The 21,495-nt window shown below is 36.7% G+C and carries 20 protein-coding genes; 11 read left to right on the top strand and 9 right to left on the bottom strand.

Features of this window, described 5'->3' with window-relative positions:
* Nucleotides 1-187: 187 nt before the first annotated feature.
* On the top strand, nucleotides 188-2,053 hold the full coding sequence (locus tag AC5YGI_RS16050; RefSeq protein ID WP_496168986.1) for a M1 family metallopeptidase: 1,866 nt from the start codon (nucleotides 188-190) through the stop codon (nucleotides 2,051-2,053).
* Nucleotides 2,054-2,088: 35 nt separating this feature from the next.
* Here the strand turns inward: AC5YGI_RS16050 and AC5YGI_RS16045 are convergent, their stop codons facing one another.
* From AC5YGI_RS16045 to clpB, 9 genes are all read right to left on the bottom strand, one after another.
* Nucleotides 2,089-3,474, bottom strand: coding sequence for a phosphatase PAP2 family protein (locus tag AC5YGI_RS16045; RefSeq protein WP_496168985.1), 1,386 nt, complete (start codon nucleotides 3,472-3,474; stop codon nucleotides 2,089-2,091).
* Between the two features lie 107 nt (nucleotides 3,475-3,581).
* Nucleotides 3,582-4,595: a zinc metalloprotease gene (locus tag AC5YGI_RS16040; RefSeq protein WP_496168984.1), complete on the bottom strand. Its 1,014-nt coding sequence runs from the start codon at nucleotides 4,593-4,595 to the stop codon at nucleotides 3,582-3,584.
* A gap of 351 nt (nucleotides 4,596-4,946) precedes the next feature.
* Complete coding sequence (locus AC5YGI_RS16035; RefSeq protein WP_110010662.1) at nucleotides 4,947-5,951, bottom strand: zinc metalloprotease; 1,005 nt, start codon at nucleotides 5,949-5,951, stop codon at nucleotides 4,947-4,949.
* Nucleotides 5,952-6,199: 248 nt separating this feature from the next.
* A complete protein-coding gene (locus AC5YGI_RS16030) occupies nucleotides 6,200-6,841 on the bottom strand; it encodes a response regulator transcription factor (RefSeq protein ID WP_446106826.1) in 642 nt (213 codons plus the stop codon).
* The gene (locus AC5YGI_RS16025; protein ID WP_496168997.1) at nucleotides 6,838-7,569 is read right to left on the bottom strand and encodes a sensor histidine kinase; all 732 of its coding nucleotides are present in this window, start codon (nucleotides 7,567-7,569) and stop codon (nucleotides 6,838-6,840) included. The genes AC5YGI_RS16030 and AC5YGI_RS16025 overlap by 4 nt, the downstream gene beginning before the upstream one ends.
* Nucleotides 7,570-7,601: 32 nt before the next feature.
* Complete coding sequence (locus AC5YGI_RS16020; RefSeq protein WP_330745187.1) at nucleotides 7,602-8,246, bottom strand: hypothetical protein; 645 nt, start codon at nucleotides 8,244-8,246, stop codon at nucleotides 7,602-7,604.
* Between the two features lie 25 nt (nucleotides 8,247-8,271).
* Complete coding sequence (locus AC5YGI_RS16015) at nucleotides 8,272-8,793, bottom strand: hypothetical protein (RefSeq protein ID WP_110010666.1); 522 nt, start codon at nucleotides 8,791-8,793, stop codon at nucleotides 8,272-8,274.
* A gap of 251 nt (nucleotides 8,794-9,044) precedes the next feature.
* Entirely contained in the window at nucleotides 9,045-10,049 is a 1,005-nt protein-coding gene (locus AC5YGI_RS16010; protein WP_110010667.1) for a zinc metalloprotease, read from the bottom strand.
* Between the two features lie 321 nt (nucleotides 10,050-10,370).
* Entirely contained in the window at nucleotides 10,371-12,962 is a 2,592-nt protein-coding gene (clpB, locus tag AC5YGI_RS16005; RefSeq protein WP_446106824.1) for an ATP-dependent chaperone ClpB, read from the bottom strand.
* A gap of 367 nt (nucleotides 12,963-13,329) precedes the next feature.
* Here clpB and AC5YGI_RS16000 point away from each other — a divergent pair, with 367 nt between their 5' ends.
* The 10 genes from AC5YGI_RS16000 to AC5YGI_RS15955 all read left to right on the top strand — a co-directional run bounded on the left by AC5YGI_RS16000 (nucleotide 13,330) and on the right by AC5YGI_RS15955 (nucleotide 21,495).
* Nucleotides 13,330-13,908, top strand: coding sequence for a TetR/AcrR family transcriptional regulator (locus tag AC5YGI_RS16000; protein WP_330745189.1), 579 nt, complete (start codon nucleotides 13,330-13,332; stop codon nucleotides 13,906-13,908).
* A 241-nt stretch (nucleotides 13,909-14,149) separates the two neighbouring features.
* Complete coding sequence (locus AC5YGI_RS15995; RefSeq protein WP_330745190.1) at nucleotides 14,150-15,466, top strand: phenylacetate--CoA ligase family protein; 1,317 nt, start codon at nucleotides 14,150-14,152, stop codon at nucleotides 15,464-15,466.
* Nucleotides 15,467-15,514: 48 nt separating this feature from the next.
* Entirely contained in the window at nucleotides 15,515-15,853 is a 339-nt protein-coding gene (locus AC5YGI_RS15990) for a hypothetical protein (RefSeq protein WP_446106822.1), read from the top strand.
* A 61-nt stretch (nucleotides 15,854-15,914) separates the two neighbouring features.
* A complete protein-coding gene (locus tag AC5YGI_RS15985; protein WP_330745192.1) occupies nucleotides 15,915-17,000 on the top strand; it encodes a 2Fe-2S iron-sulfur cluster-binding protein in 1,086 nt (361 codons plus the stop codon).
* A gap of 85 nt (nucleotides 17,001-17,085) precedes the next feature.
* Entirely contained in the window at nucleotides 17,086-18,024 is a 939-nt protein-coding gene (paaA, locus tag AC5YGI_RS15980) for a 1,2-phenylacetyl-CoA epoxidase subunit PaaA (protein WP_110010672.1), read from the top strand.
* A gap of 111 nt (nucleotides 18,025-18,135) precedes the next feature.
* Nucleotides 18,136-18,417: a 1,2-phenylacetyl-CoA epoxidase subunit PaaB gene (paaB, locus tag AC5YGI_RS15975; protein WP_002981782.1), complete on the top strand. Its 282-nt coding sequence runs from the start codon at nucleotides 18,136-18,138 to the stop codon at nucleotides 18,415-18,417.
* 101 nt (nucleotides 18,418-18,518) lie between these two features.
* Complete coding sequence (gene paaC, locus AC5YGI_RS15970) at nucleotides 18,519-19,268, top strand: 1,2-phenylacetyl-CoA epoxidase subunit PaaC (RefSeq protein ID WP_496168983.1); 750 nt, start codon at nucleotides 18,519-18,521, stop codon at nucleotides 19,266-19,268.
* 6 nt (nucleotides 19,269-19,274) lie between these two features.
* Nucleotides 19,275-20,084, top strand: a complete 810-nt coding sequence (locus AC5YGI_RS15965) for an alpha/beta hydrolase (protein WP_496168982.1) — start codon at nucleotides 19,275-19,277, stop codon at nucleotides 20,082-20,084.
* A 3-nt stretch (nucleotides 20,085-20,087) separates the two neighbouring features.
* Nucleotides 20,088-20,552 carry a 1,2-phenylacetyl-CoA epoxidase subunit PaaD gene (gene paaD, locus AC5YGI_RS15960; protein ID WP_446106816.1) on the top strand — a complete coding sequence of 155 codons (465 nt, stop codon included), beginning with the start codon at nucleotides 20,088-20,090 and terminating at the stop codon, nucleotides 20,550-20,552.
* A gap of 142 nt (nucleotides 20,553-20,694) precedes the next feature.
* Nucleotides 20,695-21,495, top strand: coding sequence for an enoyl-CoA hydratase/isomerase family protein (locus AC5YGI_RS15955; RefSeq protein WP_496168981.1), 801 nt, complete (start codon nucleotides 20,695-20,697; stop codon nucleotides 21,493-21,495).

Genomic DNA, 21,495 nt, shown 5'->3' with positions numbered 1-21,495 from the left:
TTATTGAAATTCAACTTTGGAAATCAATCAGTTAAAAATACCAAAACAATTAAAAAAACAGTCGGATAAGATAGGTTGTAGAATATTTTAATATAAAAGTTAATTACGGTGAAATATTATTGTGAAATAATGGTCGTCTGATGGCACATTTTCGCTATTTTTGATGCCTATCTTTAAAGAGATCGCTATGAAGAAAATTTTTTCCGGAATGCTGATCGCAGTTTCTTTACTGCAGCTGTCAGCTCAGGAATTGTATATGCCGAGGAATATCAAAAAAGCGTATGAAAGAGGTACACGTGATATCTCCGGAGCACCAGGGAAAAACTACTGGCAGAATAAAGGAGTGTATAATGTAGAGGTGAAAGTAGATGCTGCTACAAAAATAGTTTCAGGAAAAGAAACTATTGTTTATACGAACAACAGCCCGGATAACCTGAATGAACTAGCTATACGATTTGTGAATAACCTTCACAAGCCACAGTCGCCAAGATCAGGATTTGTATCTAAAGATTTCCTTTCATCAGGGCTGAAAATTAAGTCTTTTACGGTAAACAATGTAAAATATGAGATCAACAGTGATGACTGGAGTACTGTTGAAAAAGTAAAATTAAAATCAGCACTGAAATCCAAGTCAAAAGCTGAGGTTAAAATAGAGTGGGAATATCCATTGTCGGTTCAGAGTGGAAGAGAAGGACAGATTGATCCTGAAACATTCTATGTGGCATACTCTTTTCCAAGAATTTCCGTGTATGATGATTACAACGGATGGGATATGCTCCAGCATTCAGACAGACAGGAGTTTTATAATGATTTCAATGATTACAGTTTTGCCATCACCGCACCGAAAAATTATGTAGTCTGGGCAACCGGTGATTTTCTGAATCCGGAAGCTGTGCTTCAGCCTCAATATTTAAAAAGATATAAAGCTTCCCTGAAAAGTGATAAGCTGATGCATATTGCCACAGAACAGGAAATGAAGTCCGGAAAAGTAACAAAGCAGAACAAGTGGAATGTCTGGAAATTTAAAGCAAATCATATTACAGATTTTTGTTTTGCGATGAGTAACCATTATGTGTGGGATGCTGCCAGTGTTCAGTTGAAAACAAAAAGGGCCAGCGTTCAGGCAGGATATAAAAACGGAGCTAAAGATTTTGAACATTATGTAGACTGGATGCGTTACAACCTGGATTGGTTTTCAAAAAATTGGCCAGGCGTAGAATATCCTTATAACGTAATGACGGCTATCCAGGGATATGCAGATATGGAATATCCTATGATGATTAATGATACCAGTATTCCTGATGATCTTAATGATGCCAGGCTTACGGCAGATCATGAAATTGCTCATACCTACTTCCCTTTTTATATGGGAATCAATGAGACCAGATATGCATTTATGGATGAAGGCTGGGCAACCACGCTGGAATATCTTATAGGAATTGATGAAAACGGAGAAGCTGCTGCCAGGGAATTTTATAAAAACTTCCGCGTTAAAAAATGGATCAATGATCCTTCTGCAGAACAGGATCAACCGATAATTACCATGAGTACGCAGGTAAGCGGTGCCGGATATGGAAACAACTCCTATGTAAAATCTTCATTGTCTTATCTGGCGCTGAAAGATTATCTGGGAGATGAGCTCTTCAAAAAAGCATTACACCATTATATGGACAACTGGAATGGGAAGCATCCTGTGCCATGGGATTATTTCAATTCTATGAATACGGGATCTGGAAAAAATCTGAACTGGTTCTTCCACAATTGGTTTTATACCAATAATTATATTGACTTAAAAGTAACAGGAGCATCCCAGATGAATGACATGCTTACCATCAACATAGCGAATGTAGGAGGTTTTGCCATTCCGTTTGATGCCATCCTGTCTTATGATGATGGAACGACAGAAAAAATCCATTTTTCACCTTCAGTGTGGGAAAAAGATCAGAAACTGACAGATCTTGTCATTCCTATAAAGAAGAAAATAAAATCGGTACAGCTGGACGGAGATATCTTTATGGATTATACTCCGGATGACAACCGTAAAAACTTATAAAAGTAAAGCCTTCAGATTCTGGAGGCTTTCTTGTTTTAAAAATAGGCTGTCAATCGTAACCCTAGCGTGACATAATTGATTTTTTCTTTAGCAATCAGGTTGTTCAGTTCCTGATCCAATTCAGCACTTTCCTTAATTTCATCGCTGAAGTAATAACGGATGGTGGAGTTGATCTGATTGTAATCCGTATAGAAAGTAAGACCTAATCCCGGATTAAACTTGTAAGTCATAGAAGCACCTGTATTCCAGCGGAAAGCTGGTTTAGGTTTATATCTGGCTATTTGGAGCTCATGGTTGGGAGCATCGATATCCTCTCCCTTTACAAATACTTTTCCAGTGGCAGTAGCAGCATATCCTCCGGTAATCTTCACAGTAAGCTGCCATTTATCTGATAATTCATGAGAAAAATAAGGCCCAATACCTGCAGAAAGGAATCCCATGGATTGTGTTTTGATTTCATGATCACCAAAATCCTGCCCGTCATCTAATGTTATTCTTTGAGATTTAATAGGGAAGCTGCTGAAAGATACATCAGCACCCACACCCCATTTTTTTGAAAAGAAATAAGCGCCTTCCAGCCCGCCCTCAAAACCGATTTGTTTTTTATCATCCAGTTCAGATTCCCTCAGGAAGTTTGTGGTGCCAAACGCAGTTCCCATCTTTAAAGAAAGAAAGGATGGATAATCGTTACCTTGTATTCTGGATAAGAGACTTAAATTATCACCTTTGTTTTTATAAATTTTGTCAATAAAAAAATACCCCAGTTCTGTTGATATAATTCCGATACCTGCCCCGGCGAGAATATCCGGAACCCAGTGTCTGTTATTTAAATTTCGTCCAAGTCCCGTAAGAGTAGCAGAACCATATCCGGCAATACTGTAGGCCGGATTCACCAAACCATATTCTTTGTGTAGAAATGTGGCATTGGTAAAAGCCATTGCGGCATGCCCTGATGGGAAAGAGTTGTTTTTGGATCCATCGGGACGTTCCACTTTTGCTGTATATTTAATAGAATTAACTAAAATAGCCATGATGGCTAAGCTGGTGCCGTAGGATAAAGTAGCCCGTCCTATATTGTTACGCCCTTTTACACCTGCCAGTTTTAATCCGTAGACTGCAGCAGCAGGAGCGTACTGCAGATAATCATCATATTTTACTTTGAAGTTGGGAAGGTAACGGTTTCTTACCTCGCGAATATTCTCTTTTTCTCCCCATGTTGCTGCGGCTGCCGTAAAAAGTAGAGCTGGAGCCACCGATTTTTTTACCCATTCTTTCTGGAAAAAAGGAGTTTTCTCCTGAATTGTATATCCTGAATTGATAAGTGCCAGATCTTCCTTGAGATTGCGGGATGGGATAGTATCCTGTGCTTTAATACAGTATAATTGCAATAGTATTCCTGATGCTAATGCTATTTTTTTCATCGTAGTGGTGTTGAATTTAAATCGCGTAAAAATATTAAAAAAATCTATCCCAAAAATTGAGATAGACTATTTTAATATTTTTATAATATTTTAAGTAATCCAGATGATTATCTTAATCCTGCTCTTGGTCCCGATGCTGATACTACAGCCTGCATTCTTGTTTTTTGGTTGGCAGAGAACATAAACATAGATTTGTCATCTACATAATCCATATAATTCATAAACATCTGAGAACGGCTTACACCTCCGCAAATTCTGTTTAGAGGGTAAGTAGGATTTCCATAATTAGGGCCGGGAGATGTAGGGGTATCATTAGAGTAATCTGTCTGGCATCCTGTGTCAGATGATCCCCAAAGGTGTGGAAGGTTCAGGTAATGTCCTACTTCATGGGTTACTGTTCTTCCTAAATTAAACGGAGCTGAAGCACCTGTTTTTCCTATATACTGATAACCTATTACAAGACCGTCATACCATTGTCCTGCATGTTCAGGATAATAGGCGTAGCCCAGAGTTCCAGGTTGGTTGTTTTCGTCAAGAATTGAATTTACAACCCAGATATTCAGGTTTTTATTGACATCAGTAGCGTCAATTCCTCCGGTGCTGGCTTTTTTCATTTGTTCAAGATCAGATCTCCAGCCTGTTTTTGAACTCTGTTTACGGTTGGTTGCAACTAATTTGAAACGGATTTTTACATCACCTGCTGCGGCAGGCTGAAATGCAGAAGGAATTTTCGTAACATCAGAATTGGTGCCTCCGTAATCGGCATTAAGAACAGCAATTTGTTCTGCGATTCTTGTGTCTGAAACATTTTGAGTGGAAGTGTTGTAGATGACATTAAAAACTACCGGGATCTCAACAGTTCCGTCTGCAAGAACTTTTCCCACTTTAAGGTTTTCTGCAAATTTTTCAGTGCCGGATTCAATATCCGCTATTTTCTGCTGTAGCGCTGGATTTTTCAAAAGCATTGCTTGTCTGATTTCTTCCGAAGGGCAGCTTCTTTTAAGAGCACCTGTAGCAGAATTTTCCTGATCCGCAGATGTTTCATTTTGATTGGTTAAACTGTCGGTGTTACATGCCGACATAAAGCCCAGGACCAGGGCTCCCATTAAGAATTTTTTCATATCGTTATACTATAATTTGGTTGAGGGCGTGAAATTATAGTATTTGTGAGTAATATGCAAATTATTTAGAAAAGGCAGTGATGTTTTAAATTATATAGGATTTAATTGAATTAAATATAATTAAAGCAATGTTTGGTTGAATTTTAGTTAAAAATAATAATTTGATTTATATTTAACAATTGAGCGGATTTTAAGTGTTAATAATTTTACGTTTCTATTGCTTTTTATAGAATATTTTTATGCAAGTAAGTGTTGTTGAAACCGAAATGGGATTTAAATTTCAGGAGATAGATATAATAAAAAGATCTATCTCAATTTGAGATAGATCTTAAGTTTGATAATATTTAAATTTTAATATACTCTCAATCCTGATCTTGCACCAGAAGAAGCTACTACAGACTGCATTCTTGTTTTTTGTCCTGCAGAGAACATAAACATTGCTGCATCATCTACATAATCCATGTAATTCATAAACATTACAGATCTCTGTACACCGCTGCAAGTATTATATAGCGGGTATGAAGGTTTTCCGTAATTTGCTGTAGTTTGTGTAGGAGTATCACTTACCTGGTCATTTCCGCAATTAGCATCTCCCCAGATGTGTCTTAAGTTTAAGTAGTGTCCTACTTCATGTGTTGCTGTTCTTCCCAGGTTGAAAGGTGAAGAAGCTCCTGTTTTTCCAAAATACGGAGCAGCAATTACAACACCGTCATTCCATAAACCTGCAGATTCAGGGAAAGTTGCATATCCAAGAATGGTACGTCCCTGGCTGGTCATTTTACCTACAACCCATAAATTTAAATAATTGGTAGGATTAGTAGCATCAATTCCTCCCTTAGATGCTTTTTTCATATCATCATTGGTGGCCCATCCGGTTTTTGTGGTAGATTTTCTAACAGTATTGACCAGTCTGAATTTTACTTTTGTGTCACCGGAGCTTACAGCCTGGAATTCAGTTGGAATTTTGCTGGCATCAGTGTTGGTTCCGGAATAATCAGCATTCAATACTGCAATTTGTTCAGCAATTCTTGCATCAGAAACGTTTTCAGCTGTAGTTCTGTATATAACATTCACTACAACCGGGATTTCTACAGTACCATCAGCTAAAACTTTTCCAAATTTCACATCGTTGGCGAACTTTTCTGTATTGGTTTCTAATGCTGCAAATCTTTGTTGGAGTTCAGGGCTTCTTTTCAATGCTTCCTGTCTGATTTCCTCAGACGCACAGCCCCTTTGAGCAAAACCTGCAGTTGCTACTGCTTCGTCAGTTGTGTTTTCATTTTGATTAGTAACGCTGTCAGTATTACATGCAGACATTACTGTGAGCATAAAAGCTCCAAATAATAGTTTTTTCATATCAAAATCATTTAGGTTGAGGTTGTGAAATTATATTATTTGAAATTAATATGCAAATAATTTCTTAATTTATTTGATGTATTGTTAATAATTAGTGTTTTTGTTTGATTAAATCTTATCATTACTTAAAATGTATTGAATTTTAATCAATTTTAGCGAAACTACTGGTTCATTTTTAGTTTTTAACTATTTTATATGTATACTTTTCGTTTAAATTTATTTTTAGAAGAATTTTTTCACTATAAAACTTAATTAGCGAAACCATTTTTAATGGCAAAAACCGCTAGCCCTACGCGGGTTTTAAGATCCAGTTTTTCACAAAGCTGATCGCGGTAGCTTTCCACTGTTCTCGGACTGCAGCACATTCTGTCAGCAATTTCCTTATAACTGAGTTCGGTTACAGTGTATTTCAGAAACTCTTTTTCTCTGTCGGAAATTTTTATCGCAATCTCAGATTCAGTCTCTTTGTTCAGGTTGGAAAATATGATTTTGGAAGCCCAGTCCGGATAAAAGAAGCCATCACTATTGAGTCGGGTAAGTGCGGTTTCCAGATCTCTTGGATGGGTGTTTTTCAGCAGATAACCTTTTGCTCCGCTTTTGATCATCTTAATTACGCTGTTGTCATCTCCCTGCATACTGAGAGCCATAATTTTAACATCGGGATGGTTTTTTGTAAGCCAGGCTGCCGTTTCAAAACCGTCCATAATAGGCATGCTGATATCTAAAAGAATAATATCAGGAATGGCATTGCCTTCTTCAAATTTTTGGATAAGGTCTTTCCCGTTCTCACTTACATAGATGACTTCAAATTCACTGAAGTTACCTATAATTCCTTCCAGGGCTTTTGCAATAAGTATATGGTCGTCAACAATTACGATAGATTTTTTCATGACTGCTTTTTTAAGATAATATTGATTTGGGTTCCTGCATTTTTCCGGCTTTCCATACGAAAGCTTGCTCCTATGATTTCCGCTCTGTTTTTCATATTGGTAAGGCCTATTCCGTTGGATTTGATCTGTGAAGTATCGAATCCTATTCCATCATCACGAATATCAAGTTCCCAAAGGATGTCTTCAGATGTATTCAGGCTGATAAAAATATTTTTACAGCGGGAATGTTTTATACTGTTCTGAATAAACTCCTGGGTAATCCTCAGAAGGACATTTTTGTGAACAAAGCCTAAGTCCAGTTGCTTAAAATTATGCTCAAAACTTACATGGCACTTTTTAAAGGAATTGGTATTGTCCACTTCTTCCTGTATCAAAGTTACAATTTCCTTCTGGTTGATATTGTCATCTGTAAGTGTTTTTGACAAGCTTCTGAGATCCTGCAAAGACTGGTTGATGATTTGTGAAACCTGATCAATTCTTTCACTTGCTTCGGATACCTTGTTTTCATAAAGCATCTGTTGTACATAGAGGCTTACCAGGGTAAGTTTCTGGCCAATATTGTCATGCAGTTCTCTTCCGATCTGCTGCATGGTGGCCTGCTGAATTTCCAGTTGGGTAGAAAGGAGCTCTCTCTGATGAAGTTCATTTTTTCTTTCAATTTCATTCAGATGTTCCTTCTTGCGTTGTTTGTAACTTCTGATGTAGATCAAAACTGCCGTTACAAACATCACAAAAAGTATATTAAATAGAATGATAACTATTAAGAGCTCTGTTTTCCCCATATAAATGAACTTGCAAATAAGATATACATCACTGAAACTGATACCAGAAAATAACTAAAATATATATCCCAAATTTCCTTGTATTTTACCAGAAGTGATAAAAATGACATAAAAGGTAATGTTCCTATATATGATAGGGTAATCCCAAGATTAATATAAAACATTTTGTTTTTATTGAAATTGAGAATTTCCTGTGAAGTAATTTGTTTATAGTACTCCATTATTACCAAAAGCATCAAAATAAGGCACCCAAACGTATAGTTGAAAGCAAATACAATTTTACTTTTTGAAAAATATAATTCGTTGGGAATAAATGAAAGCAGATATAAAATGGAAAATATCCAAAACAATTTGGGTTTTCCTAAAGATTTTGCAGCATATAACCAGTAAAAAAATACGAACTGGATTGGCATTAAAAGGTAGTTATAATACTGGGCTTTGGTAAAATGAACAAAACTTCCCCACTTGCCATAAGCTTCGCCAAGAAAAATAAATACCAGATAAAACACAAAAAATTTCCAATATTGTTCTTTTAAACGGTTATAATGAAAGAGCGCTATGACTGCAGCAAGTCCTTCAGCCCAAAGCAGACTTTGTTGTGCAAATTCCTGGAATTCTGTCATACAGTTTTGATATAATATACTACAATTAAAAAGACTCTCCTAAAGGAGCTTTCGGTGGAACAAGTATTCCGTTATTTTCTCCAAGACCGGTGTCATCATCTTCTTCCGTACCTTTGTTTGCTAATACTAAAGATTTTCCTTCAGCACTCTGAAAAGGATTGAAATCATAATCAATAAGCTCTCCGGTTTCATTGGCTTTTTTTAATGTTGGAACCATCACCAGCGTGTGTCTTCCTGCATATTCTGTCGGAACAGGGTGTGAATCCATGATAGACCAGTTTTCCTGTTTCGGATAAGTAGCATAATAAAATCTGATTCCTAAATCTTCTGAAGATGCAGCTGGGTTCACTTTGGCAGCTTCTTCTTCGATCTTAGCAATAAAACTTTTTAGTTTAGGAAGATCAAACCAGATGGAATGAGCATCTTGTATTCCTAAAGCGGTATTAATAGCAGTGAGATGATTTTGACGGTAATTGTCAATCAGAGCCTGGATAAGACTGTTTGACATGATTCCAGGTTCCAGTGGGTTGTTTGATTCTGTATTCATAGCTTAGTGGTTTGCAGATAAAACTTAATTAATATGCAAATTTCGGAAAAATAATGGTAGAAAATGTATCTGTTAATAGGGAATTACACTGTTATTTTTACCGTGATTTTACGGATTGTATATTTTATAAACAATAAGTTGGAATTTGAAGAAAATCTTTCAATCTGAATTCTTTGAAAGGGATGTGGGGGGGCAAAACACAAAAGGTCGCCTTTCACAAGCGACCTTTTATATTGTTTTTCTAAAATTTTTTACAGAACTCTTAATCCTGCGCGAGGGCCGGATGCTGAAATGGTAGCCTGCATTCTGCTGTTTTGTTGTTGTGTAAACATAAATAATGTTGTTTCGTCAGAATAATCCATGTAATTCATAAACATTACAGAGCGTGAAACTCCACCGCAGGTTTCGTATCTCGGATAAGTTGGCACACCGGAGTGTTTTGTAATCTGTTGAGGTGTATCATCTACGAAATCGTTACCACAGTTGGCGTCTCCCCAGATATGTCTTAGATTTAAGTAATGTCCAACCTCGTGTACTGTTACTCTTCCCTGATTATGAGTGGCATCAGGACCACCTTCACCCACATAATCGTCCATCATAACAACACCATCGTTCCAAAGTCCTGCATCTTCCGGGAAAGTAGCATATCCTAAGACATATCCGGACTGATATGGCATATAATCAACTACCCAGATATTCAGATACTGGTTAGGATCCGTAGAGTCCATTCCTCCTGTAGATGCTTTTTTCATTTTATCATCCGGTGCCCATCTGGAAGTCTTTGTCGACTTTCTGTTAATGCCCGCCAATCTGAATTTAATTTTGGTATCTCCTGCATTTACCGGTTGAAATTCTGCCGGAATCTTGGAAATATCAGAATGCGTAGATGCGAAGGCTTTATTAAGTACATCTATTTGGGAATTTATCCTGGCATCTGATACGTTATTTGATGCCTTTGTGTAAAGGACATTGAAGATAACCGGTATTTCTACGCTTCCGTCAGGCAAAACTTTACCCATTTTTTTCTGCTCGATATAGTTTGCGGTCTGGCTTTCTATCTGAAGCATTCGCTGCATAGCCGCAGGATCTTCAGCAAGGTGTTTTTTTCTGAGAATATCAGAGCCGCAGAAGGCCTCTTTGCCGGCTGTGATATTGGTTTCTTCCACGTTTGTGTTCTCTGGAGTAATGTTTTCTGTTTCATTATTATTACATGAAACCAGGAGTGTGATTAAAACTCCGAAAATTGTTTTTTTCATAAAATCTCGTTTTTTAGTAAAACGAATATAGGGGAATTTTTAATACGATATATTTAATTAATCATTTATTATTTTATGTTAAATTTAATTTATTTGTGTTTTGTATGAAATATTTACATTGTTAATGTTGTATTTTAATAAATATGCTACAAATTAGATTTTTTAATAGGAATATTTTTTCTAAAAATTTGAAATTAAATGTAAATTATTATTTCTTGAAAATAAATTGCTTAAAAAGATGTTGGTATAAAAAATAAGTGCTGCAGATTATTCTACAGCACTTACTTACAAAAATAATGTATATGAAAAAAAACTATTTTATTATTCAGTAGGTCGGAAAACCAAACCGGTTTCTACAAAGTAGTCCAGTGTAATTCTATCTCCGTCGTTTACATTTCCTGCAAGAATCTCTTTAGAAAGTTTGTTTAAAACTTCCTGCTGAATTACTCTCTTCAGTGGTCTTGCTCCGAAGGCAGGATCATATCCTTTGTCCATCAGATAATCTACTGCATCCTGAGTGAAAGTCATAATGATGTTTCGTTTAGATAACATTTCATTAAACCCTCTCAGCTGATACTGAACGATTTTTCCGATTTCTTTTTTTCTTAAAGGCTGGAAGAGTACAATTTCATCAATTCTGTTCAGGAATTCCGGACGCAGCGTTTGTTTCAGCAGATCGAATACTTCGTCTTTTGTTTTGTCCACAATTTCATCCTGATTTTCCTCCGTAAGATTCTCAAAATTCTCCTGAATCAGATGTGAACCTAAATTGGAAGTCATAATGATGATAGAATTTTTGAAATTCACCACCCTTCCTTTATTATCTGTCAGACGTCCGTCATCCAAAACCTGAAGTAATGTATTGAAAACATCCGGATGTGCTTTTTCAATCTCATCTAAAAGCACTACAGAATAAGGTCTTCTTCTAACTGCTTCAGTCAATTGTCCGCCTTCATCATATCCCACATATCCCGGAGGCGCTCCTACTAATCTGGAAACACTGTGACGTTCCTGATATTCACTCATATCAATTCTTGTCATATTGTTCTCATCATCAAATAAGAACTCCGCCAGTGCTTTTGCCAGCTCCGTTTTACCTACTCCGGTAGTTCCAAGGAATAAGAAGGATCCAATAGGCTTTTTATCATCACTCAATCCGGCTCTGTTTCTTCTGATCGCATCTGCAACCGCCTGAATCGCTTCATCCTGTCCAACAACTCTATGATGTAGTTCAGCCTCAAGATTCAATAACTTATCTCTTTCTGATTGCAGCAATTTAGTTACAGGAATACCTGTCCATTTAGCAATCACTTCAGAGATGTTTTCAGCAGTAACTTCTTCTTTGATCAGCTCATTCTGATGGTTCTGCATTTCGAGCTCAACTTTGGTAAGTTCTTCCTCTTTTTCACGAAGTTTTCCGTACTGGATCTCTGCTACTTTTGCATAATCTCCGGCTCTGGAAGCTCTTTCTGCTTCTAATTTCAGAGACTCAATATCTTTTTTGATCTGGGTAAGATCTTCACTTTTCTGTTTTTCTTTCAGCCATTTGGCATTGATCTCATTTCTCTGTTCGGATATTTTTGCAATATCTTCCTTAAGGTGATCAATCTTGGTTTGGTTGCCTTCTCTTGAAATAGCAGCAAGCTCAATTTCCATCTGCATGAGTTTTCTGTCCAGAACGTCGAGCTCTTCCGGCTTGGAATTGATTTCCATTCTCAGTTTTGCAGAAGCTTCGTCAATAAGGTCAATGGCTTTATCCGGTAAAAAACGGTCTGAAATATATCTTTGAGACATTTCCACCGCAGCAATAATTGCCTCGTCTTTAATTCTTACTTTGTGGTGAGCCTCATATTTATCTTTAATACCACGAAGGATAGAAATTGCAGATTCAGTATCCGGTTCTTCCACCATTACTTTCTGGAAACGTCTTTCCAACGCTTTATCTTTTTCAAAATACTTTTGGTATTCGTTCAATGTAGTGGCACCAATGGCTCTTAATTCTCCTCTTGCCAAAGCAGGTTTCAGAATGTTGGCTGCATCCATTGCTCCTTCACCACCTCCGGCTCCTACCAAAGTGTGGATCTCATCGATGAAAAGAATAATCTGTCCATCAGACTTGATTACCTCATTCACCACAGATTTCAGTCGCTCTTCAAATTCACCTTTGTATTTGGCTCCGGCGATTAAAGCTCCCATGTCTAATGAATAAAGTGTTTTATCCATCAGGTTTTCAGGAACGTCGCCGCTGATAATTCTGTGGGCAATTCCTTCAGCAATTGCGGTTTTACCTACTCCCGGTTCCCCGATAAGGATAGGGTTGTTTTTGGTTCTTCTCGAAAGAATTTGCAAAACTCTTCTGATTTCTTCATCACGCCCGATTACCGGATCCAGCTTACCTTCTGCTGCCAACTCGTTGAAGTTTTTAGCATATTTGTTTAAGGACTGATAAGTTTCCTCTGAACTGGCAGAAGTTGCTTTACTTCCTTTTCTTAATTCTTTAATTGCGCCTTCCAGCAGATTTTTGGTTACACCCATATCTTTCAGCATTTTGGAAACTTCAGAAGTGGTTTCCAAAAGAGATAGCCATAAATGTTCAATCGTTACATATTCGTCACCCATCTTTTTAGCGACGTTCGGTGCATCCAGCAATACTTTGTTAGCGGATTGTGAAAGATAAATGTTTCCTCCCTGTACTTTTGGAAGTTTTTCTAAATTTTCGCGGTTACGCTCTCTTACCAGATTGGCATCTGCTTCAGATTTTTTCAGTAAGAAGGGCGATATATTTTCATCTACCTGGAAGATCCCTTCAAGGAGATGTTGAGGTTCAATACTTTGGTTGCCCAATTCCATAGCAACCTGTTGTGCTGCCTGGATGGCTTCCTGTGATTTTACAGTATATTGGTTTAAGTTCATATTTTATATATTTTTGGTAATGATTCGTTTAAAGTTTAGTTTTTAAAAAACATCAAGAAACCAAATTCTAAGGCTCAGTTTCTTAATGCCATCAATTATTTAATCATTTATTCGATGACTGTATCGCAAAAACTGTTCAATTATTAAATTTACAAAAAAATAGGACAAATTTTCCGGATATTGTATTTTTAACGGAAATTTAACTTGACAAAATTTCCGGTTTCGTCATTATCTCTTTATAATTGATGAACAAATCGTCATAGCAGATAAATAACCCGGCAATTAAACTGAAGATGATTACTTTTTTCATTTTATGATCAAAAAAACGAGAGTTTAAATCAGAATAATTACTTTTGCATTTTACCAGATGGAACTCAAAGAAAAACAGAGAAAAATACTCAACGTAGCAGTAGAACTTTTCAAAGAGAAAGGGTATATGGGAAGCTCAGTAAGAGACCTGGCTACAAAACTTAATATCAAAGCAGCATCACTGTATGCACATATCCGTTCAAAGGAAGAAATTTTGGAATGGATTTGCTTTGGCATTGCTCAGGAGTTTTTCGATGAGCTACAGGAAGTAAAAAATACAGATATTGCTCCCAAGGAAAAGCTGAACCTGTTGTTGGATAAGCACCTTTCGGTTGTTCTTAAAAACCGCGATGTTACCCATATCTATTCCAATGAATGGAAACATCTTGAAGAAAGACTTTCTGAATTTGTAGAATTAAGAAAAAACTATCAGCAAGAGGTTGAAGAACTGATTTCCGAGATCTATAAAGCTGAAAACTGGGAACTGAAATCACCATCATTTACCACCAGATTTATCCTTCATACTTTAAATAATTCCTATTTCTGGTTCAAAAGAAGCAGTGATTCTACGGATGAAATTACCGAAGAAATCAGAGAAAAAATTCTTTTCGGCCTGCTTGGAAACCAGAAAAAATAAGCACTCCGTTTGTCGTTGACTCCGTCGAATCTTCGATCTCTGACGAAGGAAGAATCTCGTGACAGACTGTTAGATTTTTAAAAGATTCTTCTCTACACTTCGTTCCGCTCAGAATGACATTGGACATAATTTTAAGCACTTTTCTTATTTAGAATCATTCAAAATATGACAAAAGTCATAAAAATTTTGCCAGCTTCCGAAATCTTTTTAAATTTACACCTAACAAATGTTAGTTAGTTTTATGGATTTTTCAGTTGAATATCTGGAGCTGGGTCAGTTGAGACAGCTTCAATCCGACCGGTTGATCAGCCTGATCAGCTATTTGGAAGAGAAGTCGGAATTTTATAAAAAGAAATTTGATGAACTTCAAATATCCCCTCAGGATATAAGGTCGATTGAGGATATCACGAAACTTCCTATTACTTACAAGCAGGATTTAAGAGATAACTATCCGTTCGGATTATTTACGGTTCCTAAAAATGAGCTTCAGCGGATTCACTGCTCAAGCGGAACGACAGGAAAACCGACTGTGGTAGGATATACAAAAGAAGATGTAGACCTTTTCAGTGAAGTGGTGGCAAGATCTTTACATGCTGCAGGAGCAAGAACAGGAATGCAGTTACATAATGCCTATGGTTATGGGATTTTTACAGGAGGATTAGGTCTTCATTACGGAGCCGAAATGCTGGGAATGAGTGTTCTTCCCATTTCAGGGGGAATGACGGCAAGACAGGTAGATCTTATTGTAGATTTTAAACCGGAAGTCATCTGCTGTTCTCCTTCATATGCTTTAACGATTGCAGATGAATTTGCAAAAAGAGGAATATCAGCAGATGAAATCAGTCTTAAATATGCCGTATTAGGTTCAGAGCCATGGACGGAGATTATCAGAGGCCACATTGAAGAAAGATTAGGCGTTCATGCAACCAATATCTATGGATTAAGCGAAATTATCGGTCCTGGAGTTTCTATGGAGGATTTCGAAGAGAAGGGAGGAGCTTATATCTGGGAAGATCATTTTTATCCCGAGATTTTAGATCCTGTTACGAAACAGCCGGTTCCTTTTGGAGAAGAAGGGGTTTTAGTGATTACTACTTTAACAAAAAAAGCAATGCCGCTTTTACGTTACTGGACGAATGACATTACAAGCCTTTACTACGATGAAAATGCCAAAAGAACCATGGTGAAGATGAAACCGATTGTAGGCAGAGCAGATGATATGCTCATCGTAAGAGGAGTAAACGTATACCCAAGCCAGATTGAAGATGCTTTTTCTTATGTGAAAGGAGTGGTTCCCAATTACTATTTAACACCTGTAGAAAAAGAGCACATGTGTATTGCTTTGGATATTGACGTTGAAATAGATGATGAATTGGTAAAGTCTCAGAAAATGGAAGCCAATACCGATGATTATTTTAATTTTGTCGGAAACTTTGGGAAAAACATTGAAAACGAAATAAAAAAGAGGGTAGGGATTACAACAAAAGTGAAAGTTCATGCTCAGGATAGTCTGCCGAAGTGCGAAGGTGGAAAAATTAACAGGATTCTGAAGAAATAAAACTCCAGGAGAGCCGGTAAAGAATGCTGTAAATATTGACTCAACATTATGGAAAATAAAATTATAGAAATTTTACAGTATACTTTAAAGAAAGGTACAGGAGAAGAATTTCATCAGATTATGAAGGAAATCAGCGTCCCTTTGCACATTCATAATGGAATTGATGTAGTTTCTTATGGAAACTCTCTTCATGATTCAGACTGTTATTATTTGATTCGCTCTTTTGATGATGAGGAATCAATGGCGACTGCTTTAGAGAAGTTCTATTCCGGTAGTGATTGGAAAAACGGTCCGAGGGAAGATATTATCTGCAGAATTGAGGAGAGTATGAAATCGGTATTGGCAGTCTCACAGGGGGAAATAGCGAAATTAGGAAAAGGAATCTAAAAGTAGATATATTGGCTGTTTCAATGAAGTAGCTCAATTTGAAAAAAGAATACTAAAAATAATGAATTCATTTTATAAACTTAAAACAGTTAAAGTTCAGAAAGATACTTCCGAAGCAGTGAATGTGGCGGTAGAAATCCCTGAAGAACTGAAAGACAAGTTCAGGTTTAAACAGGGACAGTATCTGAATTTCCGAATGATGATCAACGGAAATGAGGAAAGACGTTCTTACTCTATTTGTAACGCTCCAAGTGAAAAAGGCAATACGCTGGAAGTATTGGTGAAATTGTTGGAGGGTGGAAAGGTATCTGGCTATTTCAATGAGCATCTTCATATGGATGAAGTACTGGAAGTAATGCCTCCTATGGGTGGTTTTAATACCTCTTATCATCCAAGCAATGTAAAAACTTACGTTGGTTTGGCTGCAGGTAGCGGAATTACACCTGTATTATCCAATATTAAAGAAAGTCTTTATCAGGAACCTAACAGTAATGCTTATCTGTTCTACAGTAACAGAAGCATGAATCATGTTTTAAGAAAAGCAGAGATCGATAAACTGGTTGAACACTTCAATGGCAGGCTTAAAGTGGTTTATTTAGTAAGCCGTGAGAAACATGAAGATCCGGTTTTTGAAGGAAGGATTTCATCAGAAAAATTAGAACAGCTGTTTGAAAGATATACAGATATTGATGTAAAAGAAGCTACTTACTTTATTTGTGGTCCGTCAGAAATGATCAAAGGGATTGCAGATTATCTGAAAAAAGATAAAAAAGTACCTGCTATTCAGGTATTATTTGAATATTTCACTGCTCCGGATGAAGAAAATACGGAGGAAATGAGTGATGAATTCAAGGCGATTGCCAATATTGAAAGTATGGTAACGGTCATCATTGATGATGATGAATATTCGTTCCATCTTAATTCTAAAAAAGAGAGTATCTTAGATAAAGCATTGAAAGACAATCTTCCTGTACCTTTTGCATGTAAAGGAGGTGTTTGTTGTACGTGTAAAGCACAAGTTCTGGAAGGAGAAGTTTTCATGGAGAAAAACTATGCGCTTACCGAAGAAGAAGTAGCCAGAGGCTATGTTCTTACCTGCCAATGTCACCCTACAACGAATGTGGTGATGCTTAATTATGATGTTTAAAAATTAATGTAACAATATAACAATTTACCAATATAACAATCATTGGTATATTGCTGGACTAATACATTGTTAAATTGAAAAAATTATGGACTTAGAAAAATTTGTTCAATACGTTCACGAAGAAAATAAAGTAGAACCAAAAGATGTAATGCCTGATGATTACAGAAAATTATTGGTTCGTCAGATTTCACAGCATGCCCATTCCGAAATTGTAGGAATGCTGCCGGAAGCCAACTGGATTTCCAGAGCACCTTCATTGAGAAGAAAAATGGCGCTTTTAGCGAAAGTTCAGGATGAGGCTGGTCACGGCCTGTATCTTTATTCTGCTACTGAAACGTTAGGAGACGGAAGCATCAGAGCAGACAGAGATGCTACTTATGATGATATGCTTGAAGGAAAAGCAAAATATTCAAGTATTTTCAACTATCCTACCCTAAGCTGGGCAGATATCGGTGCCATCGGTTGGTTAGTAGATGGTGCGGCTATTATGAACCAGGTAATGCTGATGGGGAATTCTTACGGTCCTTATTCAAGAGCGATGGTGAAAATCTGTAAGGAAGAATCTTTCCACCAAAGACAAGGATATGAAATTCTTATGGCATTGTGCCGTGGAACAAAACAACAGAAAGAAATGGCTCAGGCTTCGTTAAACCGTTTCTGGTGGCCAGCTCTGATGATGTTCGGACCTAATGATGACAGTTCACCCAACTCTAAAATCTCTATGAACTACAGAGTAAAAAGAGAAAGTAACGACAGTCTTCGTCAGAGATTTATCGATGTTACTGTTTCTCAGGCTGAGTTCCTTGGATTAACTATTCCGGATAAAGATCTGAAATGGAACGAGGAAAGACAGCATTATGATTTCGGAGAACTTCCCTGGGATGAATTCATGGAAATCTTAAAAGGAAACGGACCTTGTAACAAAAAGCGTATCGAAACGAAGAGAAAAGCGCAAAGAGAGAATGCTTGGGTAAAAGAAGCTGCGGCGGCTTTTGCAGAAAAACAACAAAAAGAAGTAATATAATAATGTAACAATATACCAATGTAGAAATGTAACAATCATTGTCATGCTGAGCTTGTCGAAGCATTTCATTGTTAAACTGGTACATTGATACATTGTTAAATTAATTTGACTATGGCAAATTTAGATATGTGGGAAGTGTTTATTCAGACTAAACCGGGATTATCTCACAAACACGTTGGAATTGTACAGGCACCAACAGCAGAAATGGCTTTGCAGAACGCAAGAGACGTTTATACAAGAAGAAAAGAAGGAACCTCTGTTTGGGTTGTTCCAAGTAAATATATTGTGACTTCGGAAGGCGTGGATAAAGAAGCTTTCTTTGATCCGGCTGATGATAAACTATACCGTCATCCAACTTTCTACGAGATTCCTAACGACGTAAAAAATATGTAATAAGACTTTTGAGATAATAGACAGATAGATAAAAGACCTTAAGGTTTACTTGTCTATTTTCTATCCATCTATCATCTATCTGTCTTCAAATTGATAAAACAATGAACCCATTATATAATTATTTATTAAAACTAGCAGACGACAGTTTCATTATGGGACAGCGTTTGTCTGCGTGGTGCGGTGAAGGTCCTTACTTAGAGGAAGATATTGCATTGACGAATATTGCGTTGGATGAACTGGGACAAGCGAATAACTTTTACGTTTATGCTTCGAGAGTGATTGATAACGGTAAAAGTGAAGATGATATCGCATTTTTAAGATATGAGCATGAATATGTGAATGCCCATTGGGTAGAACTTCCCAACGAAGATTATGCGCAGACTATTCTTAAAGTATATGTATTGTCCGTATATCAGAAACTGATGTATGAAGCATTATCAAACTCTGCTAATGAAGAACTGGCTGCCATTGCTCAAAAATCATTGAAAGAAGTAAGATATCACTATACTCATGCTGCATCATGGATGAAAATCTTTGCTCAGGGAACAGAAGAAAGTAAGTCCCGTCTGGTAAAAGCTATAGAAAATATCTGGGAATATACGAAAGGTCTTTTTGCTAAAACAGAAGGTGAAGATGATCTTGTTGCCTTGAATATTGCTCCCAATTCAGATGCGCTTTATGAAGAATTTCTTGCGATTACCAAGAAAGATTTTGCAGATTTTGGTTTAGAATATCCGGAAAATCCTTTCATGCAGCCAAAATCAAGAACAGGATACCATACAGAGTATTTCGGATATATCCTTTGTGAGCTTCAGTATATGCAGAGAGCATATCCGGGGTGTACATGGTAAGAAGTCATGAAGAAATTGCTTCTGGGAATATTGGCTTTTTTTCTTGCGGTCTATATGATATTATGTATTGGTCTTTATTTCTATCAGGAGAAAATTATTTTTTATCCGGAAAAACTACCGGAAAATTACAAATTTAAATTTGATAATGATTTTGAAGAAGTAACGATCAGAACAAAAGATAATAAGAATTTAAATGCTGTATTATTTAAAGCACAAAACCCAAAAGGAGTCATCTTTTATCTTCATGGAAACGGAGGGTCAATAAAAGGCTGGGGAGAAGTAGCTCCATTATATCGAAGTATGAACTATGATACGTTTATACTTGATTACAGAGGATACGGAAAAAGTGAAGATAAAATTAACAGTAAAGACCAGCTTTTTTCGGATGTTGAGAATGCTTACAAAGAGCTTTTAAAACGATATCCTGAGAATAGAATTATTATTTTGGGATATTCTGTAGGAACAGGCTTAGCTGCAAAATTAGCTTCAGAGCATCATGCAAAACTGCTTATTTTACAGGCACCTTATTACAGTATAGAAGATGAAATGAGCCAGAAATTTTCATTTCTTCCGAGATTTTTACTGAAATATAATTTTGAGACCAGTAAATATTTAAAAGCCGTTGCATCGGCAGTAGTTATTTTTCATGGTAATAAAGATGAGGTTATTAACTATAAAGCATCTTTAAAACTTAAAAATAATTTTAAAAAAGGAGATAGCCTGATTATTTTAAAAGATCAATATCACAACGGCATAACAGATAATTTAGATTATCAGAAAACAATGAAAATAATCCTTGATTCTGATGAAAAATAAAATATGAATCAGCTTTTAGATTTATTAAAAACCATTCCTGATCCGGAAATTCCAGTCATTGATATTGTGGAATTAGGAATTGTAAGAGATGCACAGATTACGGGCGAAAATACCTGTGAAGTGATTATTACTCCTACTTATTCCGCCTGTCCTGCCATGTTTACCATTGAGGAAGACATTATTAAAATGATGAAAGAAAACGGATGGGATGCAAAAGTAGTCACCAAGATGTTTCCGATCTGGACAACAGACTGGCTAACGGATGAAGCGAGAGAAAAACTCCGTGCTTACGGAATTACACCTCCTGAAAAAGGAGCAGACGAACACCACATCGGCAAACCGAAAAAATGTCCGCGCTGTGGTTCTGAGCATACCAAGCAGATCAGCAGATTCGGGTCAACTTTGTGTAAGGCCTCTTATCAATGCTTAGACTGTCTGGAGCCATTTGATTATTTTAAATGTCATTGATGAATAATCAATCCATACACAACAAATTTTACGGCTATGCAAAGCATAACGAAGGAATTGTTAGAATGTTAAATTATTAGACCGTTACATTGATTTATATTGTTAAATTAGTGCGTTGTTAAATAATAAATTAATAAAAACTATGTATACACAACTTGATATTGAAACGCATTTTGAGGGAAAGCTGAAAATCGCATATCTTAATCAACCGGACACGATGAATGCCCTTACAAAACCGGCGTTATCTGATCTTAGAGATTTTGTAAAAGAATGCAGCGAAGATGAAACCGTAAGATGTGTTGCTATTTCCGGAAGGGGAAGAGCATTCTGCTCAGGTCAGAATCTGGACGAAGCTTTTGTAGTAGGAAAAGAACACCATGATCATGATATCATCAGAAAAATTGTGGTAGACTATTACAATCCATTAGTAATGGAAGTTACCCGTTGCAAAAAACCGGTTATTGCTTTGGTAAACGGTCCTGCAGTAGGAGCTGGAGCAATGCTGGCTTTAATCTCTGACTTCGTTTTAGCGAACGAGAAAGCATATTTTGCTCAGGCATTTTCAAATATCGGTTTGATTCCTGATACCGGAGGAACTTACTTCTTACCGAAGCTTTTAGGTAGACAATTGGCCAATTATCTAGCATTTACAGGTAAAAAATTATCTGCAGAAGAATCTAAATCTTATGGTCTGGTAGCAGAAGTTTTCAGTGAAGAAGAATTTGTTCCGAAATCTATGGAAATTCTTGAAAGAATGGCAAACATGCCGACAGCAGCCATCAAGCTTACGAAAAAAGCATTTGCCAATTCTTATAACAACACATTGAAAGAACAGCTTGAGCTGGAAGGTGATCTTCAGCAGGAAGCTGCAGAAACAGAAGACTTCATCGAAGGTGTAAACGCCTTTTTACAAAAAAGAAAACCTAATTATAAAGGAAAATAA

It is taken from the genome of Chryseobacterium sp. CS3K3.1 (genome assembly GCF_059515165.1).
This window is presented reverse-complemented; position numbering and strand designations above follow the sequence as displayed.